This window comes from Enterobacter sp. SECR19-1250, assembly GCF_013391025.1.
GTDB classification, from domain to species: Bacteria; Pseudomonadota; Gammaproteobacteria; order Enterobacterales; family Enterobacteriaceae; genus Enterobacter; species Enterobacter cloacae.
The window spans coordinates 1-1,160 of sequence record NZ_JACASJ010000270.1 but is presented as its reverse complement, the minus strand read 5'-3'; the positions used below and the strand labels follow the sequence as shown (position 1 = coordinate 1,160).

At 36.7% G+C, this 1,160-nt stretch carries 1 pseudogene; it reads right to left on the bottom strand.

What is annotated here, in order from left to right:
- Positions 1 to 55 precede the first annotated feature (55 nt).
- Positions 56 to 1,111: pseudogene (locus HX884_RS26530) on the bottom strand (DNA-binding protein); the annotation flags it as partial.
- Positions 1,112 to 1,160: the final 49 nt, after the last annotated feature.

The following is a 1,160-nucleotide window of genomic DNA, read 5'->3' as shown; positions in this document are numbered from 1 at the left end:
AACTGATCGCCAGATCACGCTATTTAAATTCTGGAATTAGCTGCGGAATGACGGTATCATACCATGGAAAATCTCTGCTAAAATTAGAACTAATAATTTCCCACAAATTACTCAATGAATAGTTGTAATCATTGTGGTTTAAGAAACTTTTCCCACCATCCAAACTCGTTCTTTTAATTTTTAAAACACATGATTTATGATCAAATAAATTATACCCCAGTGCATGGCAAACTTGTACAACGGTCAATTTAGCTTTTTCATCAACTGTTGGGCAAAGCTCATGTCGGTAAAATTTATCCGGGTACTTTTCGCACCAGTGAGCAAGTGCTCTTGCATTTTGTGATAAGGAAAGTAATCTTCTAATCGCTTTCTTTGCAACTGGTATCATAACCCGTGGAATCCATTTGATATTAGGGCCATACCCTTTTACCGAATAAAATCTCAAACCATATCTTTCGATACCCTTGCCATCTATTTGTGTAATCTCACAATCAGCAGGTAAGGCTAAAATTTCAGAAATTCTGCTCGGACAACAAAGTAGAAGTGCAAATACTGAACTGGTGAACTTATCCCTTGGACTCAGTAACTCATCATTTTGAGAAAAAATATCAGCAATAGCGAGCAATGCTTCTTCATCTGGTAACTTATCGCTTCGGTGATAATCCTCAATCTCAGGAAGATAATTGTTTTTGACTTTCTGTTTTACATGGTTTTTCCATGAGATATATCCTGACTTCACAAGATTATGTTCACACAGAAACTTTGATATTTTTTCAAGCTGTATTCCACATTTAGCTAAAACGTTACCTTCAAAATATTTACTCCCGATCTGCATTGCCTCATCGAAAACAACGGCTGTAACATTATAAATGAGACCAGTGTTCTGAACCTGCAAAAGGGCCTGTTCGAGACATCGCAAGGCCATCATAATAACCCCATAATTTTTCAATGGTTTCAATGAGTGTTGATATCTGATATATGCTTTCGCAAAATTGATATAATCTTCGTGCATTGCATCAATGGAATCAAAGATTTTATTTCCAATCCCTATTTTTCTAAATGTGACATATCCTTTCCAGGCATACTGCTCCCAATCCTGAGTTTGGGTTAGGGAAGGTGCGAACAAGTTCCTGATATGAGATCATCATATTCATCCGGAG